Annotated in this window: 21 protein-coding genes and 2 pseudogenes; 8 read left to right on the forward strand and 15 right to left on the reverse strand. The window is 70.9% G+C overall.

All coding sequences use genetic code 11. The annotated features are described in order from the left end of the window. Positions 1–54: 54 nt before the first annotated feature. A complete protein-coding gene (locus QF030_RS02445) occupies positions 55–804 on the reverse strand; it encodes a response regulator transcription factor (protein ID WP_307160985.1) in 750 nt (249 codons plus the stop codon). Positions 805–1,037: 233 nt separating this feature from the next. Here QF030_RS02445 and QF030_RS02450 point away from each other — a divergent pair, with 233 nt between their 5' ends. Together QF030_RS02450 and QF030_RS02455 are read left to right on the forward strand one after the other, a co-directional pair. Continuing rightward, complete coding sequence (locus QF030_RS02450) at positions 1,038–2,390, forward strand: ferredoxin reductase family protein (RefSeq protein WP_307160986.1); 1,353 nt, start codon at positions 1,038–1,040, stop codon at positions 2,388–2,390. Between the two features lie 7 nt (positions 2,391–2,397). Then, the gene (locus tag QF030_RS02455; RefSeq protein ID WP_307160987.1) at positions 2,398–2,919 is read left to right on the forward strand and encodes an FMN-binding protein; all 522 of its coding nucleotides are present in this window, start codon (positions 2,398–2,400) and stop codon (positions 2,917–2,919) included. 114 nt (positions 2,920–3,033) lie between these two features. Here QF030_RS02455 and QF030_RS02460 read toward each other — a convergent pair whose 3' ends face one another. The 4 genes and pseudogenes from QF030_RS02460 to QF030_RS02475 all read right to left on the reverse strand — a co-directional run bounded on the left by QF030_RS02460 (position 3,034) and on the right by QF030_RS02475 (position 5,865). After that, positions 3,034–3,801 (reverse strand): dienelactone hydrolase family protein, encoded by a 768-nt coding sequence (locus tag QF030_RS02460; protein ID WP_307160988.1) that lies wholly within the window; start codon positions 3,799–3,801, stop codon positions 3,034–3,036. A gap of 272 nt (positions 3,802–4,073) precedes the next feature. Then, positions 4,074–4,235, reverse strand: a complete 162-nt coding sequence (locus tag QF030_RS02465) for a recombinase family protein (RefSeq protein WP_307160989.1) — start codon at positions 4,233–4,235, stop codon at positions 4,074–4,076. Between the two features lie 205 nt (positions 4,236–4,440). Then, positions 4,441–4,914: pseudogene (locus QF030_RS02470) on the reverse strand (zinc finger domain-containing protein); the annotation flags it as partial. A gap of 54 nt (positions 4,915–4,968) precedes the next feature. Further along, positions 4,969–5,865: a helix-turn-helix transcriptional regulator gene (locus QF030_RS02475; RefSeq protein ID WP_307160990.1), complete on the reverse strand. Its 897-nt coding sequence runs from the start codon at positions 5,863–5,865 to the stop codon at positions 4,969–4,971. Positions 5,866–6,079: 214 nt separating this feature from the next. Between QF030_RS02475 and QF030_RS02480 the strand changes: the two genes are divergently transcribed. The 6 genes and pseudogenes from QF030_RS02480 (at position 6,080) to QF030_RS02505 (ending at position 11,990) form a co-directional block, all read left to right on the forward strand. After that, complete coding sequence (locus tag QF030_RS02480) at positions 6,080–7,057, forward strand: aldo/keto reductase (RefSeq protein WP_307160991.1); 978 nt, start codon at positions 6,080–6,082, stop codon at positions 7,055–7,057. A gap of 63 nt (positions 7,058–7,120) precedes the next feature. After that, positions 7,121–8,149 (forward strand): zinc-binding dehydrogenase, encoded by a 1,029-nt coding sequence (locus QF030_RS02485; protein ID WP_307160992.1) that lies wholly within the window; start codon positions 7,121–7,123, stop codon positions 8,147–8,149. A 40-nt stretch (positions 8,150–8,189) separates the two neighbouring features. Further along, the gene (locus tag QF030_RS02490; RefSeq protein ID WP_307160993.1) at positions 8,190–9,041 is read left to right on the forward strand and encodes an aldo/keto reductase; all 852 of its coding nucleotides are present in this window, start codon (positions 8,190–8,192) and stop codon (positions 9,039–9,041) included. A gap of 211 nt (positions 9,042–9,252) precedes the next feature. Continuing rightward, a complete protein-coding gene (locus tag QF030_RS02495) occupies positions 9,253–10,647 on the forward strand; it encodes a serine/threonine-protein kinase (protein WP_373428720.1) in 1,395 nt (464 codons plus the stop codon). A gap of 222 nt (positions 10,648–10,869) precedes the next feature. Continuing rightward, positions 10,870–11,013 (forward strand): annotated as a pseudogene (locus QF030_RS02500) (ISAs1 family transposase); the annotation flags it as partial. Positions 11,014–11,540: 527 nt separating this feature from the next. Then, positions 11,541–11,990 (forward strand): DUF1931 family protein, encoded by a 450-nt coding sequence (locus QF030_RS02505; protein WP_307160994.1) that lies wholly within the window; start codon positions 11,541–11,543, stop codon positions 11,988–11,990. Positions 11,991–12,184: 194 nt separating this feature from the next. Here QF030_RS02505 and QF030_RS02510 read toward each other — a convergent pair whose 3' ends face one another. From QF030_RS02510 to grpE, 10 genes are all read right to left on the reverse strand, one after another. Continuing rightward, positions 12,185–12,577, reverse strand: a complete 393-nt coding sequence (locus tag QF030_RS02510; RefSeq protein ID WP_307160995.1) for a DUF2267 domain-containing protein — start codon at positions 12,575–12,577, stop codon at positions 12,185–12,187. Between the two features lie 131 nt (positions 12,578–12,708). Further along, the gene (locus tag QF030_RS02515) at positions 12,709–12,849 is read right to left on the reverse strand and encodes a hypothetical protein (RefSeq protein WP_307160996.1); all 141 of its coding nucleotides are present in this window, start codon (positions 12,847–12,849) and stop codon (positions 12,709–12,711) included. Between the two features lie 254 nt (positions 12,850–13,103). Further along, positions 13,104–13,601, reverse strand: coding sequence for an Hsp20/alpha crystallin family protein (locus tag QF030_RS02520; protein ID WP_307167447.1), 498 nt, complete (start codon positions 13,599–13,601; stop codon positions 13,104–13,106). A gap of 47 nt (positions 13,602–13,648) precedes the next feature. Then, complete coding sequence (locus tag QF030_RS02525; RefSeq protein ID WP_307160997.1) at positions 13,649–15,439, reverse strand: FAD-dependent oxidoreductase; 1,791 nt, start codon at positions 15,437–15,439, stop codon at positions 13,649–13,651. Next, the gene (locus QF030_RS02530; protein ID WP_307160998.1) at positions 15,439–15,702 is read right to left on the reverse strand and encodes a UBP-type zinc finger domain-containing protein; all 264 of its coding nucleotides are present in this window, start codon (positions 15,700–15,702) and stop codon (positions 15,439–15,441) included. Before QF030_RS02530 ends, QF030_RS02525 begins: the two co-directional genes overlap by 1 nt. Positions 15,703–15,708: 6 nt before the next feature. Further along, on the reverse strand, positions 15,709–16,167 hold the full coding sequence (gene trxA, locus QF030_RS02535) for a thioredoxin (RefSeq protein WP_307160999.1): 459 nt from the start codon (positions 16,165–16,167) through the stop codon (positions 15,709–15,711). Then, positions 16,164–18,803, reverse strand: a complete 2,640-nt coding sequence (gene clpB, locus QF030_RS02540) for an ATP-dependent chaperone ClpB (protein WP_307161000.1) — start codon at positions 18,801–18,803, stop codon at positions 16,164–16,166. The genes trxA and clpB overlap by 4 nt, the downstream gene beginning before the upstream one ends. Next, positions 18,794–19,168 carry a chaperone modulator CbpM gene (locus tag QF030_RS02545; protein WP_373428721.1) on the reverse strand — a complete coding sequence of 125 codons (375 nt, stop codon included), beginning with the start codon at positions 19,166–19,168 and terminating at the stop codon, positions 18,794–18,796. The genes clpB and QF030_RS02545 overlap by 10 nt, the downstream gene beginning before the upstream one ends. After that, entirely contained in the window at positions 19,165–20,097 is a 933-nt protein-coding gene (locus QF030_RS02550; protein ID WP_307161001.1) for a J domain-containing protein, read from the reverse strand. Before QF030_RS02550 ends, QF030_RS02545 begins: the two co-directional genes overlap by 4 nt. A gap of 6 nt (positions 20,098–20,103) precedes the next feature. Continuing rightward, the gene (gene grpE, locus QF030_RS02555) at positions 20,104–20,718 is read right to left on the reverse strand and encodes a nucleotide exchange factor GrpE (RefSeq protein ID WP_307161002.1); all 615 of its coding nucleotides are present in this window, start codon (positions 20,716–20,718) and stop codon (positions 20,104–20,106) included. Between the last annotated feature and the right edge of the window lie 4 nt (positions 20,719–20,722).

Below are 20,722 nucleotides of genomic sequence, written 5' to 3' on the forward strand. Positions count from 1 at the left end.
GGCGCCGGAGCGGACGACGTGCGGGACGGTGTTTCAGCCCCGTTCTCACCGTCCTCACCGCGCCACCGGCTTGAGTACGTATCCGGCGCCCCGCACCGTGTGGATCATGGGCGGGCGCCCCGCGTCCACCTTCTTGCGCAGGTAGGAGATGTACAGCTCGACCACGTGGGCCTGCCCGCCGAAGTCGTAGGACCACACGCGGTCGAGGATCTGTGCCTTGCTGAGGACGCGCCGCGGGTTGCGCATGAGGAAGCGCAGCAGTTCGAACTCCGTCGGGGATAGCTCGACGAGCTCGCCGCCGCGGGTGACCTCGCGGGCCTCCTCGTCCATGACCAGGTCGCCGACGGCCAGCCGCGGTCCGTCCGCCAGTTGCCGGGCCATGCCGGCCCGGCGCAGCAGTCCGCGCAGGCGGGCGACGACTTCCTCGAGACTGAACGGTTTCGTCACGTAGTCGTCGCCGCCCGCCGTGATGCCCGCGATACGGTCCTCGACCGCGTCCCTGGCGGTCAGGAAGAGCACACAGACGTCGGGGCGCACGGCACGCAGCGAGCGCAGCACGGCAAAGCCGTCGGTGTCCGGGAGCATGACGTCGAGGACGATGGCGTCGGGCAGCAGCTCGCGTGCCACGGCGACGGCAGAGACGCCGTCACCGGCCGTGCGCACCTCCCAGCCGTCGTAGCGCAGGGCGCCGGAGAGCACCTCGGCGAGGTCGGGGTCGTCGTCGACGACGAGGACCCGGAGCGGGGCGCCGTCGGTCCGGGTCAGCACGGGGCGGCCTGGGCCGCGCGGGCGGGAAGTGTTCATCTCAGCTACCAGGATGCGGTCTCCCCGTGACACGGGCTGCCTTCTCCACCTCTGAGTTCCCTATGAGTACGCCGCGCCGCCCCTCGGCGCCGGTCGCCTCGGCGGGCCTTCCCACCTGCGGCGGGACCGACCCGCCCACCGGTCGCTGAGAGCTGACTCAGAGGTTGCGTCGGCACAGTGTCGTCCCGGACGGCCGAGGAACGGAGCCGTACGGACAGCGAAGGGACAGGCGGATGACGACGGCCTACGCGCGACGAAGGGTGGCCCCAGCGCCTCCCGCTCCACGGCGCTCCCCCGTCGGCCCCGTGCTCGCCCTGCTGTGGGGCGGCGCCGCCGCCGTGGTCGGCCTGTGGTGGTTCGACACCGGGTCGGTCGTGGGCGCCGCGGGCTGGCTGACGGGGGCCGGGCGGATCGCGGGACTGCTGTGCGGGTACGCCTGCGCCGTCCTCGTCGGGCTGATGGCCCGCGTCCCGCTCCTGGAACGGCGCATCGGGGCGGACCGGGTGACACGCTGGCACGCCATGGCGGGCCGCTACACGATCTGTCTGCTGGTGGCGCACGTCGTGATGATCCTTCTCGGGTACGCCGCCCAGGACGGTTCGTCATTCGTGCAGGAGATGCTCACGGTCGTCCTGGACTACCCGGAGATGCTCAAGGCCACCGCTGGCACCGTCATCCTGTTCGCGGTCGGGATCACCTCGGCCCGCGCGGTACGCCACAGGGTCAGCCACGAGTTCTGGTTCTACACACACCTGCTGACGTACGCCGCGGTCTTCCTCGCCTTCGGCCACCAGCTCGCCCTGGGGTCCGACCTCGTCGGCAGCAGGCCCGCGCAGGCCGCCTGGTACGTCCTGTACCTCGGCGTCGCGGCCCTGGTGGCGTGGTTCCGGATCCTCGCTCCGGTACAGCTCAACCTGCGCCACCGGCTGCGGGTCGACTCCGTCCACCGGGAGGCGCCGGGCGTGTACTCCGTCGTCGTGCGGGGCCGACGGCTGGACGAGATGGGCGCGCGGCCGGGACAGTTCCTGCGCTGGCGGTTCCTCACCGACGGCATGCGCTGGACGTCCACGCCGTACTCCCTGTCGGCGCCACCGCGCCCGGACCTGCTGCGCATCACCGTCAAGGCGCTCGGCGACCACAGTGCCGCCGTCGGCCTGCTGCGTCCGGGCACCCGCGTGTGGGCCGAGGGGCCGTACGGGGCGCTGACCGCGGACCGGCAGAGCGCGCACAAGTCCCTGCTCATCGCGGGCGGCGTCGGCATCACCCCGCTGCGGGCCCTGTTCGAGACTCTGCCCGGCGACGTCACCCTCCTCTACCGCGCCCGCACCGCCGAGGACCTCGCGCTGGGCGCCGAGCTGGAGACCGTCGCACAGTGGCGCGGAGCGAAGGTGCAGTACGCGCTCAACGGCCCACGCGGTCGGCGGCCGGACCTCACGGCCGGGACACTACGCGCGGCGGTGCCCGACCTGCACGCCCACGACGTGTACCTGTGCGGCCCGCACGGGTTCGCGCAGCACGTGTACGCGGCCCTGCGCGCCGCCGGGGTCCCGGACCACCGCATCCACCACGAGTCCTTCGAGCTGTGAGGCCGCCTTGCACACATTGAAGAAGAACCGCCCGCTGCGCCGCATCGTGCTGGCGAGCGCCGCGACCGTCTCCGGGATGGTGCTGCTGCTGTCGCTCAAACCGCACACGACCCCGGCCGTCGCAGGACTGGCCTCCTCCCCCGCGCCGTCCAGCAGCTCGAGCCCGTCGGGCGGAACGACCGGATCGGACGGATCGGACGGATCGGACGGATCGGACGGATCGAGCGGAACGAGCGGATCCGCGGCCACCGGAACCCGGACCCTCACCGGTGACTCCGTCCAGACCCGCTGGGGCCCTGTGCAGGTCCGGGTCACGCTGAAGGACGGAAAGCTCACCGACGTCACCGCGGTCGCCTACCCCCAGGAGAACCCGAGGGACCAGCAGATCAACGCGTACGCCGTCCCGCAGCTGACCAGAGAGGCGCTGACGGCCCAGAGCGCCGACATCGACACCGTCTCCGGAGCCACGTACACCAGCGATGGCTACCGCGAGTCGCTCCAGTCGGCACTGGACGCCGCCGCCGGCTGACGCCCGGTCGTGTCCGGCATCGACGTCTCGGCGTCGGGTTCACCCCCGCCCAGGCGGCACCGGCACTGACCCGGATGTGATCTGCCCACGGCAACAGATCGAGGGGAGTGGCTGTCAGTGCCCGGGGCCAGCATGCTTACCTGGGTCATGCCCCAGATCCTCCGTCACGGGCAGGCACTCGGCGAGCAGGTCGACGACGTCGCGCCAGGCTCGCTTGGCGTGCTGTGGGTGGTAGCCGACGCCGGGGACCACGGGGTGGTCGACCGGCGGGTGGTGGAAGGCGTGCAAGGCGCCGCCGTAGACCGCGAGGCGCCAGTCGACGCCCGCGGCCTGCATCTCCGCGGCGAACGCGTTCCGTTGCGCAGGCGGCATGATCGGGTCTTCCGACCCGACCCCGGCCCACACCGGGCAGCGAATGCGCGCCGCCTCGCCCGGTCGGCCCGTGGTAGTCGCGTTGACTGTCCCGATCGCGCGCAGGTTGACGCCATCGCGCCCGAGTTCCAGCGCGATGGCACCCCCGGTGCCGTAGCCGACGGCGGCGATCCGGTCGGGGTCGGTCCGCGGCTCGGTGCACAACACATCGAGCGCCGCATGGCCGATGCCCCGCATCCGCTCGGGATCAGCGAGCAGCGGCAGGCAACGGGCCAGCATCTCCTCGGGGTCGCCCAAGTAGCGGCCGCCATGAAGGTCGAAAGCCAGCGCTATATATCCCAGCTCGGCGAGAGCATCGGCCCGGCGGCGCTCTACGTCGCTGAGCCCCATGCCCTCTGGTCCGAGCAGCACCGCGGGCCGGCGGTCGACACCGGCCGGGAGCGCGAGGTGCCCGATCATCGTCAAACCGTCGGCCGGATACTCGACCGTACGCGTCGTAATCGTCGTCATGAGACTGGACTGTAGTGATCGTCGAGTCCGGTCCGGCCGGTGTTTCTGCCGCTGGCAGAACAGCGCGGGTATCCCTCCGACATACGGCGAGGTCCTCAAGAACCGTCACAAACCCCGCCCCCACGGCAGCGCTATCGGATCACCCGCCCGGGCCACAGTGTCGGAGGCTGACCCTCGCAGCAGGTTTCTGGGATATACCGGCCCGCTCCCGTGAAGGGCGTCACCAGCTGGTTCCCTCACGGCCCAGGCACCCTGGCCGAGACCGGCGGCGGTCAGTCCTCGGTGATGACGGGCGGTCGGCCGCCGTGCTTGCCTTTGCGGGCCGCCGCGTCGAGCCCTTCGAGGGTCGACTCCCGGATGTTCTCCCGCTCGGTCTCCGCCATCGCGGCGAAGAACGCGAACAGCAGGCGGCCGGGCCCGCTGGGGTCGTACATCCCGGGCAGCGGTCAGGCGAGCATCTCCAGGACCAGGCGGTGGGCGGTCAGGTGGTCGGCGAGCGCGGTGAGTTCGGCAGCGCCGCGGCCCAGGCGCTTCATCTCGTAGACGGTGAAGATGACCCGGCAGTGCGGAGCGTGGGCCTTTCTGGCGGGCGAGGGTGAGCGCGGCCTCGAACTGCGGGCGGACCCGGACCCGGGTGCTGATCTTCTCGGAGAACACCTTGTCGCGCTCGATGCCGTGCTTGGCCAGCGCGTCGAGCTGCGATTGGAGTTCCTGGGTGAGCGTGGAGCATCGCGCGTTCCCGATGCGGATGTCGGCGCTCGGGGTGTCCGGCGCGTGGGCGAGCGGGACCGGGGTTCCGGGGCGCCACGGCTGGCCGGGCCCGCGGTCGGCGGGGGCCGGCACGCGCAGGAGCTTGGCGAGCCGGGACACCTTGGTGAAGCGGCCGGTGTGGTAAGTGCCGGCGACGGCTCCAGCACGCGAGCGGCACGGCGAGCCGGGCTCCGCCGTGCAGCGCGGGCAGAGGTGCCGCTCGACGTCGTCCGACGTCGCTCCAGAGCTTCTTGAGGGACCGTCATGCCACCGGATGCTGTCACCAACGATTCTCAGAAGTACCCCGAATCCGCTCTTGAGCGACAACGAGTTCTGCGAACAGAACCGCCAGTTCGCGATCACCAGGAGGCCATCTGTGATCTTGTTCGGGCAAAGGACCGTTTGTGAGAACAGCGGTCAGGGCGATGCGTGCGGAACGTCCCGGTGGGGCACGGCTGCGGGCGCGGTCATGTCGAGCAGGAGCATGGCGTCGTGGTCAGGTGCGCCGGGTTCGGCGGTGTAGACACCGATGCGCTGGCCGGGGGTTCCTTCCAGCTGCATGGACTGGGAGGTGAGCGTGACGGTGCCGACGCGGGGGTGGTGGAAAGTCTTCTGTGCGGGCTTGCGGCCGGTGACCTCGTAGCGTTCCCAGAGCCGGGCGAACTCGGGGCTCTTGAGGAGGAGTTCGCCGACGAGGTTGGTTAGGTCCGGGGCGTCGGGAGCCGTGCCCGCGACGGCGCGCAGTCGGGCGACGCAGGCGGTGATCTGGCGGTCCCAGTCGGTGAACAGGGAGCGTGAGGCCGGGTGGAGGAAGAGGTAGCGGGCCAGGTTGCGGTGTTTGGCCGGCCACTCCTCCAGTCCCGCGTACAGGGCGAGGCCGCCGGGGTTCCAGGCCAGCATGTCCATGCTGCGGCTGATGACGTAGGCCGGGTTCGGCCGCAGCGACTCCAGCAGCAGCTTCAGGTGGGGGCGCACGGTGCGGCTGGGGGCCGGCGGCGGCTCGGAGACGTAGCGGGCCGCACGCGCGGCGAGTTCACGCAGGTGCTGATGCTCCTGGTCGTCCATGAGCAGGGCGCGGGCGAGCGAGTCGAGGACGGCGGGACTGGGGCGGTTCTCCTTGCCGCGTTCCAGGCGCACGTAGTAGTCGATGCTGATGCCGGCGAGGGTGGCCAGCTCCTCGCGGCGCAGGCCAGGAGTGCGGCGGATGCCGGCGCCGACGGTGAGACCGACGTGCTCGGGACTGGTCTGGGTACGGCGGGCGCGCAGGAAACGGCCCAGCTCGGCGCCCTCGCTGTTCGCGCTCTGGGATGCCATGACTCCAGTTTCACCCGGTAGACAGCCGCGCCGCAGACGGGAGGGGGGCCCTGTCATTACCCCCGAAGAGCCCGCCCTGCCACACCCGAGCAATCCGGGCGAAGGTGAATGAGGAAGACGCTGGCCTCTTGCGTCGCCCGGACTTCGACGGGCACGGCCTGCCGGCCGGGCAAGAGTGAGAGACCAGGCGACACCATGATCGGAAGAGGACGAGATGCGGTACATCAAGCTACGTGACCTGGACGTTTCCCGGATCGGGCTGGGCGCGATGGGCATGTCCCACGGCTACACCGGCTCCGGCACCGATGACGCGGAGTCGATCAGGACCGTGCACCGAGCCCTGGAGCTGGGCGTCACGCTGATCGACACCGCCGAGATCTACGGCCCCTACACCAACGAGGAGCTGCTCGGGCGGGCGCTGAAGGGCCGCTGGGACCGGGTGGTGCTGGCCACCAAGTTCGGCCTGGTCTCGCACGCCGGCGACGGCGCGTGGAACCTGGACTCCAGTCCCGCCAACATCCGCACCGCCGTCGAGGGCTCCCTCAAGCGGCTGGGCACCGACCACATCGACCTGTACTACCAGCACCGCGTCGATCCGAACACGCCGATCGAGGAGACCGCCGGCGCGGTGGGCGAGCTGATCGCCGAGGGCAAGGTGCGCGCCTTCGGTCTCTCGGAGGCCGGCCCGGACACGATCCGCCGTGCCCACGCCGTCCAGCCGGTCACTGCGGTCCAGTCCGAGTACTCCCTGTTCACCCGCGGTATCGAGGAGCGGGTGCTGCCCGCCCTGCGGGAGCTGAACATCGGCCTGGTTCCCTTCTCCCCGCTGGGCCGCGGCTTCCTGACCGGCACAGTCCGCTCTACCGACCAGTTCGACGAGAACGACTTCCGCCGCGACAACCCGCGCTTCACCGGCGAGAACTTCCAGCGCAACCTGGCGCTCGCCGACGAGGTCAAGGCCCTGGCCGACGAGGCAGGTGCCACGCCCGGTCAGGTGGCGCTGGCCTGGCTGCTCGCTCAGGGCGATGACATCGCCCCCATCCCCGGCACCAAGCGCGTGTCCAGGGTCGAGGAGAATGCCGCCGCCGATGCCGTCACGCTGACCGCCGAGCAGCTCGACAAGCTCTCCAGCCTGCCGCCCGCCGCCGGCGACACCCACACCGAGGCCCAGGCGCAGATGCTCGAACGCTGACCCCGCCCCGGCATGCCGCGCTTCGCGTGGCCCCCCCACCCCTCGTTCGGAGTAACACCTTTCATGCGTGCAGCAGTGATGTACGGAGCCGGCGACGTCCGCGTCGAGGACCGGCCCGACCCGAAGATCGTCCAGCCGACCGACGCCGTGGTTCGCGTCGTCGCGTCCTGTGTGTGCGGCAGCGACCTGTGGCCTTACGGGTCGACGCCCGCCACCGCTACCGGCCGCCCCATGGGCCACGAGTTCCTCGGCGTCGTGGAGGAGACCGGCACGGACGTGACCGGCCTCAAGGCCGGTGCCCTGGTCGTCGCCCCGTTCACCTACTGCGATAACACCTGCGACTACTGCGCCAAGGGCCTGCACATCTCATGCCGCAACGGCGGCCGGTACGGCTTCGACGGTGTCGACGGCGGGCAGGGCGAAGCCGTCCGTGTTCCGTACGCGGACGGAACTCTGGTGAAGCTGCCGGTGGCCGCCGACTCCGCGCTGCTGCCGTCGCTGCTGGCGCTCTCCGATGTGATGACCACCGGCCACCATGGCGCCGTCACGGCAGGGGTCGGCCGCGGCGATGTGGTGCTGGTCGTCGGGGACGGCGCGGTCGGCCTGTGCGCGGTGATCGCCGCCAAGCGGCTCGGGGCCGAGCGGATCGTGCTGGCCGGCCGCCACGAAGCCCGCACCGACCTGGGCCGCGAGTTCGGCACCACCGACGTCGTCGCCGAGCGCGGCGAGGAGGGCATCGCCCGCATCCGCGAGCTGACCGGCGGCGTGGACAAGGTCATCGAGGCCGTCGGCACCCGCCAGGCCCTCGACACCGCGCTGGGCGCGGTCCTGGACGGCGGCACCATCAGCCGCCTGGGCGTCCCCCAGTATGAGCAGGGGCCGATCGGCCCGGCCGAGTTCATGCGCAACGTCACCCTGACCGGCGGCGCCAGCCCCGCCCGCGCCTACATCGAACAGCTCCTGCCCGACGTCCTGGACGGCACCATCACCCCCGGCCGCGTCTTCGACCAGACCTTCCCCCTCGACCAGACACCGGACGCCTACCAGGCCATGGCCGACCGCCAGGTCCTCAAGGCCCTCATCCGCCCCTGACCACCCGCCCTCCCACCGCACAGCGAAGGACACCCCGCTCATGCAGACCGTCACCCTCAACAACGGCGTCGAGATGCCGATCCTCGGCTTCGGCGTCTACCAGATCCCCGCCGAGGACACCGAGCGCGCCGTCTCCGAGGCCCTGGCCGCCGGCTACCGCCTGCTGGACACCGCCGCCGCCTACGGCAACGAAGAAGCCGTAGGCCGCGCCATCAAGTCCAGCGGCATCCCTCGTGAGGAGCTGTTCGTCACCACCAAGCTGTGGGTCCAGGACGCCCCTGCCCAGGACAACACGCGCCGCGCGTTCGAGACGTCGCTGACCAAGCTGGGCCTGGACTACCTCGACCTGTACCTGATGCACCAGCCCTTCGGCGACGTCTACGGCCAGTGGCGCGCCATGGAGGCACTCAACCGCGAGGGCGTGGCCAAGGCGATCGGCGTGGCCAACTTCTACCCCGACCGGCTGATCGACCTGATCCTCAACAACGAGATCACCCCGGCCGTCGACCAGATCGAGACCCACCCCTTCTTCCAGCGCGCCGGCTACCAGGACCTCATGCGCGAGCACGGGGTGCAGATCCAGTCCTGGGGCGGCTTCGCCGAAGGCAAGAACGACCTGTTCACCAACCCGCTGCTCGCCGAGATCGGCAAGCAGTACGGCAAGTCCGTCGCCCAGGTCGTGCTGCGCTGGCTGACCCAGCGCGGCGTCGTCGCCATCCCCAAGTCCGTACGTACCGAGCGTATGGCTGAGAACTTCGACGTCTTCGACTTCGAGCTCACCGACGAGCAGATGGCCCAGATCGCCACCCTCGACACCGGCAGCTCCCTGTTCTTCGACCACCACGACCCCGAGATGGTCACCTGGCTCGCAGGGCGCCGCCTGGACAGCTGAACGCCTCACCCCTGCCCACCACCTGCGGCAGGCCCCGAATTCCGGCTCGCCCGTGCCCGGCCCCGTGAGCTCTCCCCGGCCGCACCCTTGTCGTCCTGCTCCACTCCGACGCCCTCCCACCTGCCAAAGACGCACCTGAGGAACCAACTACCATACGCTTCGCGTGAGTTGATGCGCAGCCAGCAATGAGCCGAGCATCGGAGGGGGAGCCGTGACGAGGGCGCGTATCGGGGACTACGTGATCGTGCGCGAGATAGGCAGCGGCGGCATGGGCTCGGTCTATCTGGGGCGCTCGCGTGGCGGACGCGAGGTCGCGATCAAGGTGATCAGGCCCGAGTACGCGGCCGACCCCCGGTACCGGGCCCGGTTCCGCAAAGAGGTCGAGGCCGCCCGCAGGGTCGGCGGCTTCCACACGGCTGCCGTGGTGGACGCCGACCCCGACGCGCCAGAGCCGTGGATGGCCAGTGCGTTCGTCAAAGGGCCGACGCTTGCCGACGAGATCCGGCAGCACGGCCCGTTGGGCGAGGCCAGGCTGTGGGCCCTGGCAGCGGCGCTGGCCGAGGCGCTGGAGGCGATCCACTCCTGCGGCCTCGTGCACCGCGACCTCAAGCCGAGCAACATCGTCCTGGCCGAGGACGGGCCGCGCGTCCTGGACTTCGGGATCGCCCGCCCGCTGGAAGGCACACAGCTGACCGTCGACGGCGGCGTGATCGGAACCCCCGGGTTCGTCGCGCCCGAGCAGGTACAGGGCCGCGGTGACATCACCGGCGCGTGCGACGTCTTCGCCCTCGGCGCCGTACTGGTCGCGGCGGCGGGTGGCAGCGCGTTCGGGCATGGCGAGCCGTACGGGCAGATGTACGCCGCTGTGCACCACGAGGCCGACACGTCCGCGGTGCCGCAGGCACTGCGGACCCTCGTGCGCGCATGCCTGCACAAGGAACCCGAACAGCGGCCGTCGCCAAGGTGGCTGCTCGATCTGTGCGCGGACGGCGGCGCTGAGGACCACACCGCCACCATGGCCGCCGGCTCCGCCCACGCCCCTACGGAGACGTCGACCCGGCCCGCGCCGCCACCTGCGCCCCCCGTCCTCTCGCCCGTGGCCGTGTATCAGTGCGACCCCAAGGGCTGGAACCGACAGATGCTGCGAAATCTGCTCTACCTACTCCTGCTCGTCACACTGACCACACTGAACATCACCGTCTTCCACCTGCCGGACGCGGTGACGGGACTGGCTGTCTTCGGCACGTTCCTGATGCTCATACGCTTCGTCGGCCTGACCAGCACCGGCAAGGAGCGGCTCCTCGTCAACGACCTGGGCATCGGGGTGGGTGCCCCGGACAACCTGATCGTGCTGCGCTGGTCCCGCATCGCCGCCCTGGAGCTGGATCCCGAGGGCACCTGGCTGACGCTGCGGCTCAACACGGGGCAGCAACTCCCCATCGGCTTCCAGCACCCGACGTGGGTCCTCACCCGCGACGCCAAGGGCCTCATTCGAATCCACACCGGTCTACTCTCCCCAGCCGCCGGCGCGCCTCCGCTGCCGGACACGGTTCGCACCCTGGCCGAGCGCCACGGGGTCCCGCTGACGGAGCCCAGGTCCCGCTGAAGGCACGGTGCACGACGCCGCCCGCGAGGAAGGTCGTAATGCCTCCCGACCAACCCGACCAAATGGGTCGGCTTCGCGAACCCGGGCCGGAAGTCGACGCCGGCCTGGGTATGCGCCCTGAGCGGCGCGTCCCAGCTCGGGGCGCAGGCAGCGACCGGCTGAGGCCCCGCCTGGCGCCTGTGGCGGATGTCGGACGGATCTGCGCTGGTTCAGTCAGGGAACGGCACCAGGGAACTGTCCAGCGAGGCCGTCTACACCATCACCGACCTGCCTGCCGAACAGGCGAACGCGGCCGAGATGGCGTCTTGTGCTCGCGAACACTGGACGGTGGAATACACCGCCCACGGGGTTCGAGATGTTGTCTTCGGCGCCGGTGCGCTGCCATCGGCGCTCTCGCCCTGCGAAGGGCGCTGCAGCGCCGCCGCCGCAGACCGGGCGAGGAAATCGGCATGGCCTCGAGGGCTTCCCCGGCCGAGGCGAAGTTGGCGGCGGCCGCCGAACCGGGCGGCGGCGCCCGCCTCGACAGGGTGCTGAGGACCATGGCCCACCAGGCGGCCCAGCGGGAGGGCGCCGCAGTCCTGCCGCCACTGCGGGCCGCACGGCATCCGGACGGTAGAGGTGCTGCCCGAGGACCCGGTCCAGGAGCCGCAGGCGCCCTTCGTCTCCGGCAAGGGCGGCTGGTGGGTCCTGGACTCCGACGCCGTCGTCCTTCGTCTCCTGCCCAGCGCCACACCAGTACCTCACCTGTCGGACGCCTGGGCCTGGCAGGGCTATTCAGGGAGGCTAATTGGGCCCGACATGCGCATGCGTTCGCGCGCCCCCGTCGGCCAGGCTGACTGGGAAGCCCAGGGGGCCGGGAGCCGCCCCGGCGCCCGCAGCCAGAGGTTGCCGTCATGACCGTGATGTCTATCGCCAGGTTCGAAAGGTTCTTCCGCGCGGCCGCGGGGCTGGACGTCGACAAGAACGATCTCAAGCGCTACAGCGACTTCGTCGACGCCAAGCTCTACGATCTGCTGACCGTCGCCCAGGCCACTGCCAAGGCCAATGGACGCGACATCATCCAGACCTCTGACCTACCGATCACGAAAGGCCTGCAGGAGAGCATTCACCGCTTCCGGAAGATCGACCACGAAGTAGAAATCAAGCCGATCCTGGAACAGCTCGCCACCCACCCCGCTCTGGATCGCACGCCCGACGAGGAGACCGAGGCGGCCTATCCGGAGATCGTCGGCGGACTCAGTCTGGCCCTTGCCCAGAGCTTCAAGATCCTCCACCCCGACCTGAAGAACCCTCAGACCCGGCACTGGGACGAGGCCCGAGCCGTCTTCGACCTCCTGCTGTGAGGGGCGACCGGACCAGGCGGTGCCTGCCACGGCCCGCTGCAACCGGTCCACGCTCCTGCGGCATTGCGCGGGGTTGAGGTCCCCCACGGCCTTCAGCGCACCCGGCAGTCCGTCGGGCGCCCGGCGGATCAGGCCAAGAACCCTGTATCAACCATGTGCGTGGGCCTTTCGTGCCGGGCGCTCGCCTCACCAGCTCAGTCCGCGAGGTCGGCCTTGCCGAAGAGGACCGCGTAACTGGAGGGGAGTTGGCTGATGATCTGATTCAGTTCTCCGCCGGTGACAGCGTCGGCAACGGTGGTGAGGACCGCGCTGGCGTCCCACTGCGCCGTACGCGGACGGGCATGGGTGCGCTCGGCGACCCGGCGGTAGAACTCTTCGATCCCGAAGCTCTGGGCCTGTTGCGGCGTGGCGTGGTGCAGAACCTGTCCCAGGGGGCCGGGCAGCTGGGATGCGAGGTCCTTGACCTCTCCCGGGCTGATCCGCTGGGCCAGCACTTCCAGCACGGCGTTGGTGACGTCCGCGGCTTCGTCCTGGTCGTTGTATTCGCCTAGCTCGCGCACACGGGCGAGGAATCCGTCGTATTTCATCGCTGCCTTCCTTCCGTCCCGGTCATCGCTGGTCATGGAGGTCGCTCGGTGCGCTGTCGGGCCGGCCGGGTCAGTCCGCCGGCGCGTAGCTGCCGTTCGCAAGACTCTTGACCCGGGACTCCCGCTCGGCCTCACGCGGGGCACGGCGGAAGCGCCGGGGCCCCAGGAACGGCCGCCACGGCCTGTTCGACTCCGTCCCGGCTCGTCGGGCCGGCTTCGTGGAGCGCGTGGGTGATCTGTTCGATCTCGTCGTCGAGGCGTTGTTCGGCCATGCCGGAGGCGGTCTCGTGCGCAGGGTGGTCTACTGTGCTGCGCTGCCACCTTCCGGGACACCGTTTTCGCTTTCTCCATGGAAGCGACACGATGCCCTGGCACTGCGCGCGAGGGTGCGGAGCGGGCGGAAGCAAGCGATGTCCGACGGCCCAGGAGGCCGAGCCTCACGGGGGTTGGTGGGCCGCCCCGGTGTCGGGCCTCGCCGGCCCGGCCGCGGTGCCGGATGGGGTGTCCGCACCGCGGCGTTCGCGTCTCAGCCGCTGCTCTGGGAGCTTTCACTCGTCTCGTTGATCTCGATGTGCCGGGACTTTGCGACCTCGGCCTTGGGGACGGTGATGGTGAGCACTCCGTCCGAGATCTGCGCATTGATCTTTTCGGTGTCGACCTCTCCGGGCAGCCGCAGCCGGTACTCGAACGCTCCGGTGCGGCGGGTGCTCCGGCGCAGGACGCCTTTGCGTTCCTTCTCCTTGATCTCTCCGGTGACCACGAGCTCCTGGCCGTTTGCTTCGACGTTGACGTCCTTGCTTCTGACGCCGGGGAGTTCGATCTCGACGTGGAAGGCGTCGTCGGACTCCGTGACATCCGCCAGGGGGGTCCACGCGACTGCGGGCGCCGCGCTTCCGACCGTGGCTTCGATCAGTCCGCCCATCTCGTTGAGCAGTTGGTCGAACTCCGTCAGTGGATTGCGTGCCCAGCCGATGGGCCTCTCCTGAATTGCGCCGCCGCGGTGGCGGCGGACGGGCGTGGTCATTCCCATCGCCTCCTTCTCCTTCTCGTGATCTCGTCGCTCGCTGGGTGTCATGCGAGCCAAGCGGACTCCTTCGGACGGGTGTGCGGGGAGGTGTCGGCGCCGCCGGGCGCGGCCGTGTGGCCCAGGTAGCGGTGGACGAAGTGGACGGTCATCGCGCCTTCGCCGACGGCGGAGGCCACGCGTTTGACCGAGCCGCTGCGGACGTCGCCGGCCGCGAAGACCCCGGGCAGGCTGGTCTCCAGGGTCAGGCAGTCGCGTCCCTGGCTCTTCCAGAGACCGGGGCCCGAGCGGGCCTGGGCATCGGCCCCGGTGAGGAGGAATCCGCGTGCGTCGAGGGCGAGCGTGCCCGACAGCCACTGCGTGTACGGGTCGGCCCCCGTGAAGACGAACAGGGCCCGCACGGCGATGCGGTGGTGTTCGCCGGTGCGGTGGTCGACCACGTCCACCGCCTGCAGCACCCCGTCGCCGATCACCTCCGTCACCTCGGTGTGCAGCAACACCCGTACTTGCGGATGGCGTTCCACCTGGTCGATCAGATAGCGGGACATGTGTGCGTCCAGGGAGGAGCCGCGTACGAGGAGGTTCACCTGAGGTGAGTAGCCGGCGAGGAACAGCACCGCCTGGCCGGCGGAGTTGCCGCCACCGATCACGGCCACGGGATCGGTGCGGCACTGCTGGGCCTCGTAGACGGTGGCCGAGTAGTGGACGCTGACGCCCTCCAGACGCTCGATGCCGGGTACCTGGAGGCGGCGGTAGTGGGCGCCGGTGGCCAGCAGGACGGCACGGGCGGTGATCTCGCCGCCGTCGGCGAATGAGACGGCGTAGTGGCCGTCACGCGGCTCGATGCCGGTGGCCTCCGCCGGAACGGCGAGGCGAGCGCCGAACTTGCTCGCCTGGAGCACTCCGCGCTCGGTGAGTTCGGCGCCGGAGATCCCGGAGGGGAAGCCGAAGCAGTTGTCGATCCTGGAAGTGGTCCCGGCCTGGCCGCCGGTGGCCAGGGATTCGACCACGGTCGTGTTCAGGCCCTCGGAGGCGGCGTTCACGGCGGCGGCGAGGCCGGCCGGGCCGGAGCCGACGATCAGCAGGTCGTCGCGGCCGTTCTCGGCGGGCAGCGGCGGCAGGCCGATGAGCCGGGCCAGTTCGCCGTTGCTGGGGTTGCGCAGCAGGGTGGTGTCGCGCCAGATGACCAGCGGTGTCTCCTGCGGGCCGACGCCGAAGCGCCGCAGCAGTTCCTCGGCCTCCTGGTCCGTCTCCAGGTCGATCCAGCGGTGCGGCAGCCGGTTGCGGGTGGCAAACTCGCGCAGCCGCCGGGTGTCCGGCGAGTAGCGCGAGCCGATGATGCGGAAGCCCGCGCCCTGTCCGACCAGCAGGGCGCGGCGGCCCAGGCAGGCGCGCAGCACCACGTCGCCGAGCGCGGGGTCCCGGTTGATCAGGCGGCGCAGTTGGTCCAGGGACAGGGCGATGATCTCGCCGGGTTCGCGGACCGCGGCGGTGTAGAAGGCCACCTGGTCGTGCAGGAGCCCGAGTTCGCCGATGAAGCGGCCGGGGCCGTGGACGCGCAGCAGGTGTTCTTCCGGTGTCCCGTAGTCCTCGATGATGGCGACGGAGCCGCTGAGGACGACGTAGAACGCCTCGCAGCGTTCGCCCTCCTGGATCAGCACGTCGCCGGCGTCCACGGAGCGCCGTTGGCCGTGTTCCGCGAGGCGGGCCATCTGATCGTCGCTCAGGCGGGGGTACGCGCCGTAGACGTCCGGGGTCTCGAACGGGACGACCTCGTCCGCGTCGTCGGTGCCGTCGGTCGCGGGCGCCGGGTCCGGCCGGGCCTCGTCCCCGGACATCAGACGAACGCCTCATGGACGAAGCACCACCGCCAGTCCTCGCCGGGCTCCAGCGATGCCGCGATGGGGTGGGCGTCTGCGGCGGCGTGCCGCCGGGCGTGCCGGTTGGGTGAGGAGTCGCAGCAGCCGACGTGGCCGCAGGTCAGGCAGAGCCGGAGATGGACCCAGGGGGAACCGAGCTGCAGGCACTCCTCACAGCCTTCGGGGGTGCGCGGCGCGACGGGCCGTACGAGGGCGAGATGGGGGTCGGCGTGGAGGGTCATCGCGGATCATCCTTCCTGGGCCGGTGCGCGGCCCGTGATCGACTGCTCCACCCACTGGCGCAGCGCGGGGGCGGGTGCGGCGCCCGCCTGCCGGGCGACGGTCCTGCCGTGGGCCAGGACCAGCAGTGTCGGCACGGCCTGGACCTCGAACCTGCGGGCCAGCCGCGGGTTGCCGTCCACGTCGACCTTGGCCAGTTTGATCCGTCCGGCGAGGTCGGTGGCGACTTTCTCCAGGGCGGGGCTGACCATGCGGCAGGGGCCGCACCAGGTGGCCCACAGGTCGACGACGACGGGCACGCTCGATTGCTCGACCACCTCGGAGAAGTCGTCGTCGCTCGCGTCGACCATCCAGGGCAGAGGCTTCTTGCAGTTGCCGCACCTCGGGCTGCCCTCGGCGGCCACGGGCACCCGGTTGGCGCGTCCGCAGTGCGGGCAGCGGGCGGTCGTGGCCTGCATGGTGCTCATGCCGCCCTCGCTCCCTCGGCGGCCGGCGGCTGTTCGTAGCTGACCACCAGTTCGCCCTCCGGGGCGTCGACCCGGACGGTGGTGCCGTCCTGGACGTCGCCGCGCAGCAGGGCCCGCCCGACGAGGGTCTCCACCTCGTGGGAGATGTAGCGGCGCAGCGGCCGGGCCCCGTACACCGGGTCGTAGCCCTGGTGGGCTATCAACTCCTTGGCTGCTTCCGTGAGTTCGACGCTGATTCGGCGCTCGGCGAGCCGGCGGCGCAGCTCGTCGAACTGCAGCACCACGATCTTCTCGATCTGGGCCTCGCCGAGCGGCTTGAACAGCACGATGTCGTCGACGCGGTTGAGGAACTCCGGCCGGAAGTGGCCGCGCAGTTCGCCCATCACCAGCGCCCGGGCATCCGGCTTGACCTCGCCGTCGGCGGTGACGCCGTCGAGGAGGTACTGCGAGCCGATGTTGGACGTCATGATGATCACGGTGTTGCGGAAGTCGACCGTGCGGCCCTGGGCGTCGGTGATCCGCCCGTCGTCGAGGACCTGCAGCAGGGTGTTGAAGACGTCGGTGTGCGCCTTCTCGATCTCGTCGAACAGGACCACCGAGTACGGCTTGCGGCGTACCGCCTCGGTGAGCTGGCCGCCCTCCTCGTAGCCGACGTATCCAGGTGGCGCGCCGACCAGCCGGCTGACGGTGTGCCGCTCCTGGTACTCGCTCATGTCGAGACGGACGATGTTCTCCTCCGAGTCGAAGAGAGCCGCCGCGAGCGTCTTGGCCAGCTCGGTCTTCCCGACGCCGGTGGGGCCGAGGAAGATGAACGAGCCGATGGGCCTGCGCGGGTCGCGGATGCCGGAGCGGGCCCGGATGATGGCGTCGGCGACCAGCTTGACGGCCTCGTCCTGGCCGATGACCCGCTCGCGCAGGATCTCGTCCAGCCGCAGCAGCTTTTCCCGCTCGCCCTCCTGGAGGCGGGCGACGGGGATGCCGGTCCAGGCGGCGACGATCTCGGCGATCTCCTCCTCGGTGACCACCTCGCGCAGCAGCCGGTTCTGGCCCTGCTTGGCGGCCAGTTGCTCCTCCTCTGCCTGCAACCGGCGCTCCAGCTCCTGGAGCTTGCCGTACCGCAGTTCGGCGGCCCGGTTGAGGTCGTAGGCGCGCTCGGCCTCCTCCGCCTGCTGCCGGACCTGCTCCAGTTCCTGGCGCAGTTGCTGCACCCGGCGGATGGCCTGCCGTTCCGCCTCCCACTGGGCGTGTTTGGCGTCGGCCTCGGCGCGCAGGTCGGCCAGTTCCTTGCGCAGTTCCTCCAGACGCGCCTTGCTGGCCGCGTCCGTCTCCTTGGACAGGGCCGCTTCCTCGATCTCCAGGCGGGTCACCCGGCGGGTGATCTCGTCGAGTTCGGCGGGCATGGAGTCGATCTCGGTGCGAAGCCGGGCGCATGCCTCGTCGACGAGGTCGATGGCCTTGTCCGGCAGGAACCGGTCGGTGATGTAGCGGTGGGAGAGGGTCGCCGCGGCGACCAGCGCGGTGTCCTGGATCTTCACGCCGTGGAAGACCTCCAGGCGTTCGCGCAGGCCACGCAGGATGGAGATGGTGTCCTCCACGCTCGGCTCGTCGACCACCACCTGCTGGAAGCGGCGTTCGAGGGCGGCGTCCTTCTCGATGTGCTGCCGGTACTCGTCCAGTGTGGTCGCGCCGATCATGTGGAGCTCGCCGCGGGCCAGCATCGGCTTGAGCATGTTGCCCGCGTCCATCGCCCCTTCGGCGGCACCGGCGCCGACGACGGTGTGCAACTCGTCGACGAAGAGCAGGATCCGGCCCTGGGCGCCCTTGACCTCGGCCAGGACGGCCTTGAGCCGCTCCTCGAACTCGCCCCGGTACTTGGCGCCGGCCACGAGCGAGCCCATGTCGAGGGCGAACACGGTCTTGTCGCGCAGCCCTTCGGGTACGTCCCCGCGTACGATGCGCTGGGCCAGGCCCTCGACGATGGCGGTCTTCCCCACGCCGGGGTCTCCGATGAGGACGGGGTTGTTCTTGGTCTTGCGGCTGAGGATCTGGGTGACACGGCGGATCTCCGCGTCTCGGCCGATCACGGGGTCCAGCCGCCCGGTCCGCGCCTCGGTCACCAGGTCCCGGCCGTATTTCTCCAGGGCCTCGTAGGCGACTTCGGGGTTGGCGGAGGTGACGCGCTGGTTGCCGCGGACCTGGGTGAGCGCGCCGAGGAACGACTCCCGGGTGATACCGGACTCCTTCAGCAGCCGTCCGCCGGCGGTCGACGTGCCCTCTTCGGCGAGGGCGAGCAGCAGGTGTTCCACGGACACGTACTCGTCCTTGAGGCGTTTGGCCTCGCGTTCGGCCGCGTCCAGCAGTCGGGACAGGCGCTGGGTGACGAAGACCTGCCCGGGCGCCGCGCCGGGTCCGGTGACCCTGGGCCGCCGGGAGAGCTCCTCCTTCACGGCGGCGCGCAGTTCCTTGGGTTCGCCTCCGGCCTGTTGCACCAGTCGTGGCACCAAGCCGTCCTCCTGGTCGAGGAGGGCGAGCAGCAGGTGTTCGCCGTCGACCTCGGTCTGCCCCATGCGGGTGGCGGCGCTCTGGGCCGCCTGCAGGGCTTCCTGGGACTTCTGGGTCAGGCGGTTCATGTCCATGGTGGGGGATCACTCCTCGTCCCGGTGCGGCGCAGCGCGGCTTCGAGCAGGCTGATGCGGTCGAGCAGGTCGAGCACCAGTCCGATGGATGCATAGTTGAGGCACAACCCGGTGCGCAGCCGCTGGACGCGGGCGAGAGCGGCCGGGGCCGTGGGGGCGAACGAGAGCCGCCCGGCGAGGTCGCGGTCGGCGTCCACCAGGCCGAGGGCCACGAACCGGCGGACCAGGTCGGGGTGGAGGCCGGAGCGGCGCGCCACGGTGTCCAGGGACAGCCTCGGCACGGGCACGATGGCGTACTGGACGCGCATGCCCGCCGGCGCCGCCTGGGTACGCTCGCGTCGCGCTGCGGCCGGTCGGTCGGTCATCGGGTCCTCCGGGGGTCGAACGAGGAGACGGCTGCGAGTTCCTCGAACAGTTCGCGCTCGCGGTCGGTCAGCCGGGGCGGCGCCATGATCCGGATCTCTGCGTACAGGTCGCCGTTCTTTCCGCGGGGGTTGGGCATGCCCTCGCCGCGCAGCCGGAGCCGCCGGCCGCTGGAGGAGCCTTCGGGCACGTTGACCTTCGCCGTGGCGCCGCTGGGGGTGGACACGGGTACGGTGGCGCCGAGCGCGGCTTCCCAGGGGGTGACCGGGAGCTGGACGTGGACGTCCCGGCCTTCGAGCCGGAACTGGGGGTGCGGCTGGATCCGCACCCGCAGGTACAGGTCGCCGGCTGGCGCGTCGCCGCTGCCGCGGCCGCCCTCGCCCGCCAGCCGGATGCGCTGGCCGTCGATGACGCCGGGCGGCACGTCGACGTCGTAGCTCCGCTGTCCGGAGGGCCCCGCGAGGGTGACGCTCCGACGGCCACCGCGGTAGGCCTCCTCGACGGTGAGCGGCAGTTCCGCCTCCTGGTCGGCTCCCGGGGTGCGCATCCGTCCCGCACCGCCGAAGAAGGAGCCGAACAGGTCCTCGATGTCGACGCCCTCGCCACCGAATCCGGAGCCGGCGTACCGCACGCGGGGACCGTCGCCGCCCCGGCGGAAGCCGCCGCCGGCGCCCACGTCGGCGCCGACCCGCTCCTCCCAGTCGTCTGGGACCTTCCGGAAGTCCTCGCCGAACCGGTCGTACTTGGCCCGCTGGTCGGGGTCGGACAGAACGCTGAAGGCCTCGTTGATCTCCTTGAAGCGGTCCTCCGCGCTGGGGTCCTTGTTGACGTCGGGGTGGTACTTGCGGGCCAGGCTGCGGTACGCCCGCTGGATCTCGTCCTGGTCGGCGGTGCGCGGGACGCCGAGGACCTGGTAGAAGTCGCTTGCCATCGACGGTCACTCCCGCTTGGCCACGATCACGGCGGCCGGCCGCAACTGCCGTTCGCCCGATCCGTAGCCGGGGCGCAGCACCTGGACCACGGTGTTCGGTTCGGCGTCGGCGTCCTGGACCACGCCGACGACCTCGTGCCGGGCGGGGTCGAACGGGGCACCGGTCTCCGCGTGGCGCTCGAAGCCGAGGCGGTCGAGGATCGTGACCGCCTGGTCCCGTACGGCCCGCACGCCCTCGACGATCGCGTCGGGCTCCGCGCCGGCGTGGCTCAGGGCCAGTTCCAGGTTGTCGATGACGGGCAGCAGGGCCGAGGCCGTGCGGGCCCGTTCGGCCACGCGCTCCCGGTCGAGTTCTCTGGCGTGGCGTTTGCGCAGGTTGTCGAGGTCAGCCAGAGCACGGCGCCAGCGGTCCTCGACCTCCTTGAGCGCGGCCGTGTACTCGTCGTCGGGTGCGGCCGGGCCGGTCGCCGCGTCGGGCCCCGGTTCGGCCCGGTCGGTCGGCGGCCCGGGCTGGGGCAGGTCCGCGCGCGGCGGCCCGGCCTGGGGCATGTCCCCGCGCGGTGGAGCCACGGCGCCTTCCGGCAGCGGATCCGGCGAGCGGTCCTGGGGAGGGATCGGCATGACG

It is taken from the genome of Streptomyces rishiriensis (assembly GCF_030815485.1).
In the GTDB taxonomy this organism is placed as follows: Bacteria; Actinomycetota; Actinomycetes; order Streptomycetales; family Streptomycetaceae; genus Streptomyces; species Streptomyces rishiriensis_A.

What these genes read in the sequence shown, in the direction of transcription:
- QF030_RS02445 (WP_307160985.1), bottom strand. Translation starts at nt 804, where the DNA reads ATGAACACTTCCCGCCCGCGCGGCCCAGGCCGCCCCGTGCTGACCCGG.
- QF030_RS02450 (WP_307160986.1), top strand. Translation starts at nt 1,038, where the DNA reads ATGACGACGGCCTACGCGCGACGAAGGGTGGCCCCAGCGCCTCCCGCT.
- QF030_RS02460 (WP_307160988.1), bottom strand. Translation starts at nt 3,801, where the DNA reads ATGACGACGATTACGACGCGTACGGTCGAGTATCCGGCCGACGGTTTG.
- QF030_RS02465 (WP_307160989.1), bottom strand. Translation starts at nt 4,235, where the DNA reads ATGTACGACCCCAGCGGGCCCGGCCGCCTGCTGTTCGCGTTCTTCGCC.
- QF030_RS02475 (WP_307160990.1), bottom strand. Translation starts at nt 5,865, where the DNA reads ATGGCATCCCAGAGCGCGAACAGCGAGGGCGCCGAGCTGGGCCGTTTC.
- QF030_RS02480 (WP_307160991.1), top strand. Translation starts at nt 6,080, where the DNA reads ATGCGGTACATCAAGCTACGTGACCTGGACGTTTCCCGGATCGGGCTG.
- QF030_RS02485 (WP_307160992.1), top strand. Translation starts at nt 7,121, where the DNA reads ATGCGTGCAGCAGTGATGTACGGAGCCGGCGACGTCCGCGTCGAGGAC.
- QF030_RS02490 (WP_307160993.1), top strand. Translation starts at nt 8,190, where the DNA reads ATGCAGACCGTCACCCTCAACAACGGCGTCGAGATGCCGATCCTCGGC.
- QF030_RS02505 (WP_307160994.1), top strand. Translation starts at nt 11,541, where the DNA reads ATGACCGTGATGTCTATCGCCAGGTTCGAAAGGTTCTTCCGCGCGGCC.
- QF030_RS02510 (WP_307160995.1), bottom strand. Translation starts at nt 12,577, where the DNA reads ATGAAATACGACGGATTCCTCGCCCGTGTGCGCGAGCTAGGCGAATAC.
- QF030_RS02515 (WP_307160996.1), bottom strand. Translation starts at nt 12,849, where the DNA reads ATGGCCGAACAACGCCTCGACGACGAGATCGAACAGATCACCCACGCG.
- QF030_RS02520 (WP_307167447.1), bottom strand. Translation starts at nt 13,601, where the DNA reads ATGACCACGCCCGTCCGCCGCCACCGCGGCGGCGCAATTCAGGAGAGG.
- QF030_RS02525 (WP_307160997.1), bottom strand. Translation starts at nt 15,439, where the DNA reads ATGTCCGGGGACGAGGCCCGGCCGGACCCGGCGCCCGCGACCGACGGC.
- QF030_RS02530 (WP_307160998.1), bottom strand. Translation starts at nt 15,702, where the DNA reads ATGACCCTCCACGCCGACCCCCATCTCGCCCTCGTACGGCCCGTCGCG.
- trxA (WP_307160999.1), bottom strand. Translation starts at nt 16,167, where the DNA reads ATGAGCACCATGCAGGCCACGACCGCCCGCTGCCCGCACTGCGGACGC.
- clpB (WP_307161000.1), bottom strand. Translation starts at nt 18,803, where the DNA reads ATGGACATGAACCGCCTGACCCAGAAGTCCCAGGAAGCCCTGCAGGCG.
- QF030_RS02545 (WP_373428721.1), bottom strand. Translation starts at nt 19,168, where the DNA reads ATGACCGACCGACCGGCCGCAGCGCGACGCGAGCGTACCCAGGCGGCG.
- QF030_RS02550 (WP_307161001.1), bottom strand. Translation starts at nt 20,097, where the DNA reads ATGGCAAGCGACTTCTACCAGGTCCTCGGCGTCCCGCGCACCGCCGAC.
- grpE (WP_307161002.1), bottom strand. Translation starts at nt 20,718, where the DNA reads ATGCCGATCCCTCCCCAGGACCGCTCGCCGGATCCGCTGCCGGAAGGC.